We start from the raw sequence: 3,835 nt of genomic DNA on the forward strand, positions 1-3,835 counted from the left end.
CCGACGGTGTATTCATATTGCACCTTGATTCAATGAAGTTTAGGGATATTTTCCTTTCTATGATTATTCTCCACTCAATGCGCTGCAATTGGGTACAGATTTTCTCACAAGTGAGTGAGCCTCGCCAAGGAAAGAGCTTTGCTAAGGTGAAAAAAGTAGTGGTTAGTGAGCTATGAGTGAGCTACTAATAAGGTAGGCTAGAGTTGTATCAAGTGTTAAAGTCTACCAACTATGGCAACAAAAAATCCCCGTATAGCAGCCTACCCACCACCCAAAGTCTATGAACTGTTGGTTGAATTTAAGCGCTCTCAAGGATTAAAGTCAGATTCTGCCGCTATTGTGGCAATTCTGGAGACTTACCTATGCGGTAGCCTACCCAATGTGCTACCAAGTGAGCTATCAAGTACGCCAAAGCGAATTGAGGATTTAGAGGTGAAGGTGAGTAGTCTGCTTTCTGATGTAGCAGTACTCAAGCAGGCAATGAGTCAGTATACTTGTCAAGCATCTGGTGAAGACCTATCCAACGGATATCTGCATCAAAGAGATAACTACGAGGCATTAAGTGAGCCACCAAATGAATCACCTAACAGAATCCTTGACTTGACAAACGAATCTGTAGTTACGTCCGGGAGTACATCTAGAAGTGAGCTACCAATAACTGGGGCAGATGTTGACACTGAATTATCGAAGTCATCTACTATTGAAACCGTATCTGCCGACAGTGAGCTATCAAATGAGTCACTATTGGTAACACCAACTGCTGAATCTATCTTAAATTCAATACTAATTGAGGAGACTACGCCTCCCTATAATGAGCTACTAAGTGAGCCAGCATCAAATGACTTACTAGAGACCGTCATTGGTGAGCCATTTCATGACTCACTTGATGGTCTACCACTACTCAAAGAAAATAATCATCCCAAAGTATCATCTGATAATAGTGAGCGACTTACTGGCTTACCTGACAGCTCACTAAAGAAATCCGAAAGTAAAAATTCTCTGGAAGTCCCATCTCACCTGACTGGTGCAGCTTTAGCAAGAAGACTAAATGTTTCTCCTAGCACCCTTCGTCATAAGAAAAATGCTCCCAATTTTGGGCAATGGACTTCTCTTCATGATCCAGATGGAATTGCTTGGCATTTTAATGGTGAAAAATTTATTGAAAAACCCTCACCCGAAGACAGTAAAACCCCTTGAGTACAAAATTACTCAAAGGGGTTAACGATATTCAAACTATTGTTTTCGGCTCACTATCAAACTGGTATTATTCAGATTTAACTGGTACGCGGCGGATTTTTTCACGTAAAGTCTCTAAAACTTCGGGTGTGACTATATACCACCAAGGACTTCTAGGAGTTTCTTGGAATGCCTGAATAATTCCTTTGTCTCGCCAGTAATAGACAGTATGAATTCCAACACCCAGTTTTTTAGCAAGGGTACTGGTGGAATAGTAACCTTCCGGGCTGACCCCAGATTTCGCAACACTTGGGTCACTTAAAGGCTTATCAATACCAAACTTCCAACGAATCCAGGCGACACCTTTTTTCGTAAAAGCACGCCCAGTACCACCCACCAAACCTCGGCGATTCAGTTCATCAGCAATTTTCGTATCAGTTCGACCCGGGGCTAATTCTTCAATAAGTTGAATGACTTCGTTGGGTGTTCGGTATTTGTCTGCATTTGTTGGGCGTGTTGCAATCAACTCACTTGTAGCTCCTGTATGCCAGAGTATTTGGATATGAGTAGAGCGTTCTGGAGCATCAATTGGGGTGATAGCAACTTGTTTTACTAACAACCCTAGTATTTCTTTACGCTCAAGATTCGTAGTAGTACTGGCGTGCCAAAGTGTGGGAATATCGTTGGCTAACTGTAAAATTTGTTGCCGTTGCACTGCTGTTAATTCCAGGCGTTGTACAAGACGTGCTTTTTGGTATGCCTCTTCTAACTCTGCTAACTGTTGTAATTTTTCATTCCATCGTCTTTCTAGTGTACGGGCTACTAAACGATTTTCTGGCTCGGTTGCATCATATTGTCGAAAAGCTCTGTCAGCTTCGTAACGTGCCCTTTCCAGTCGCAGTTGCCATGTTTTATCTGCCTCATCTGCAATATTTTCAAGTTCAGATAGGACAGCAAGGGAAATATCTAGTTGCTCGTCCGTAAAAGCTGACAGCACATGAGCGGAAACGGCTGTATCAATTGCTGCTCCTGCAACACTCCAGCAAGCACCAACGCTACCATCTTGTTTACGAGCTTGGGTACATTCGTAAGCTGCTCTACAACCACCAGTACCGTGGTAGCGAGGACTCATACGACGACCGCATTTACCACAAATTACTAAACCTTGGAGGAGAGCAAAGCCCTCTCTAGGTGTGCTAGGACATCCATCTGATAAAGAAACGGGGCTATTCTGCCTGAGTCGTTCACAATTAGACAAATATTCAGACCAACTAATGTAAGCCTCGTGAGCGTTGTGGATTATCACTTTCCATTCTTCTTGGGGTAGTTGCTGGATTTTAACTTTCTTTATTTGCCCACCCTCAATGACATTAATACTGCGTCGTCTACCATACACGTATGTCCCTGTGTAAGTTGGGTTGTGCAGTAGGGCAGTTATACGGCTAAGGTTGGCTGGCCCCCAATGAAGTGTACCAATATCCCCAGGCCGCCAACGTCTTCTTGGGAAAGGAATTTGGTTCACACAAAAGTAGCGCATCACCTTAAACGCCGTTCTAAGTTCGCGGAACTGTTGAAAGGCTAACTGTATTGCGGCAACTACACCCTCATCTGGGTCTAGCACCAATTTTCCTTCTGGGTCGTAGACATAGCCAGTAGGTGGAGAACAGCGCAGTTCTCCTTTTTTAGCTTTATTGAGTTTGGCTCCTTGTAACCGTAAGCGCATACCATGTAGTTCCGTGTGGCTCCAAGTTCCCTTAAACCCCAGTATCACTCGGTCATTAAAATCATTTGGGTCGTAAATCCCATCGTGGTCAATTACCAAGGTATCCGTTAGGGCACAGATATCTAAAAGTTTATGCCAATCTGCTTGGGAACGAGAAAATCTTGAAGCTTCCAGAGCCAAAACAGCCCCCACCTCCCCTAAACCAACAGCAGCCATTAGTCGATGAAAATCTTCGCGTCCTGTTGTCGTTTGACCACTTTTACCAAGGTCACTATCCAATACTTCAATTTGACTCTTGTCCCAACCCAAGGTTAATGCACGGTCAGCTAGGGCATATTGTCTCTCAGTACTTTCACGGTGAAATTCTACCTGATTGGGTGTTGACTGTCTTAAATACACAACAGCACGGCGTTCCAGATGGGTTGAACTAATTTTATTATTCATCTGGTTTACTCCTGGTTATCGCTTTCTCTGTCTGTTGAGTGGAGAGTATTTTGTCCACTAACCGTGCTGTTAGCTTTATGAGGCGACTTAGCCTTTCTTCGTTTTTGGGTTGAGTGGTTGCTAGTAGATGCTTTTTTCTCATTTTTTTTCTTGTGTTCGACTTCAATATCATCAAGAACACAAGAAGATTCAGACGTTATAATTTGCGATCGCCGAGCTACCCATTCGCTTAATCGCAGTAATTTCTCAGGTAAAAACTTCCCGACTGTTTGGACTGTGAAAGCTTGCTGTGTCCATAGGTCGGTTTCCGTTGCTGGTAGAGACAAAAATCCTCCCAAAGGACTTTCTACAGTTACTTTAGTCTCTTGGCCAACTTTACGAATTTGCTGTATTACAACAGACTGACCACATAACGGGTGGATGGGATTGATGATGGTGACACAACTTCCCAAAAGTGACTTGAAGTTATGTGCAGTCTTACTGTACTGTTCC

3 protein-coding genes are annotated in these 3,835 nt (G+C 43.4%); 1 reads left to right on the plus strand and 2 read right to left on the minus strand.

Going from position 1 to position 3,835, the window contains the following annotated elements; genetic code table 11:
- Positions 1-231 precede the first annotated feature (231 nt).
- The gene (locus VB732_RS35570; RefSeq protein ID WP_323235496.1) at positions 232-1,197 is read left to right on the plus strand and encodes a hypothetical protein; all 966 of its coding nucleotides are present in this window, start codon (positions 232-234) and stop codon (positions 1,195-1,197) included.
- A gap of 67 nt (positions 1,198-1,264) precedes the next feature.
- Here the strand turns inward: VB732_RS35570 and VB732_RS35575 are convergent, their stop codons facing one another.
- Together VB732_RS35575 and VB732_RS35580 are read right to left on the minus strand one after the other, a co-directional pair.
- Positions 1,265-3,343: a recombinase family protein gene (locus tag VB732_RS35575; RefSeq protein WP_323235497.1), complete on the minus strand. Its 2,079-nt coding sequence runs from the start codon at positions 3,341-3,343 to the stop codon at positions 1,265-1,267.
- 5 nt (positions 3,344-3,348) lie between these two features.
- On the minus strand, positions 3,349-3,835 hold a 487-nt coding region (locus VB732_RS35580), incomplete at its 5' end, for a DUF5372 family protein (RefSeq protein WP_323235498.1).

Origin of the sequence: Nostoc sp. UHCC 0252 (assembly GCF_034931145.1) — a bacterium.
Lineage (GTDB): Bacteria > Cyanobacteriota > Cyanobacteriia > Cyanobacteriales > Nostocaceae > Nostoc.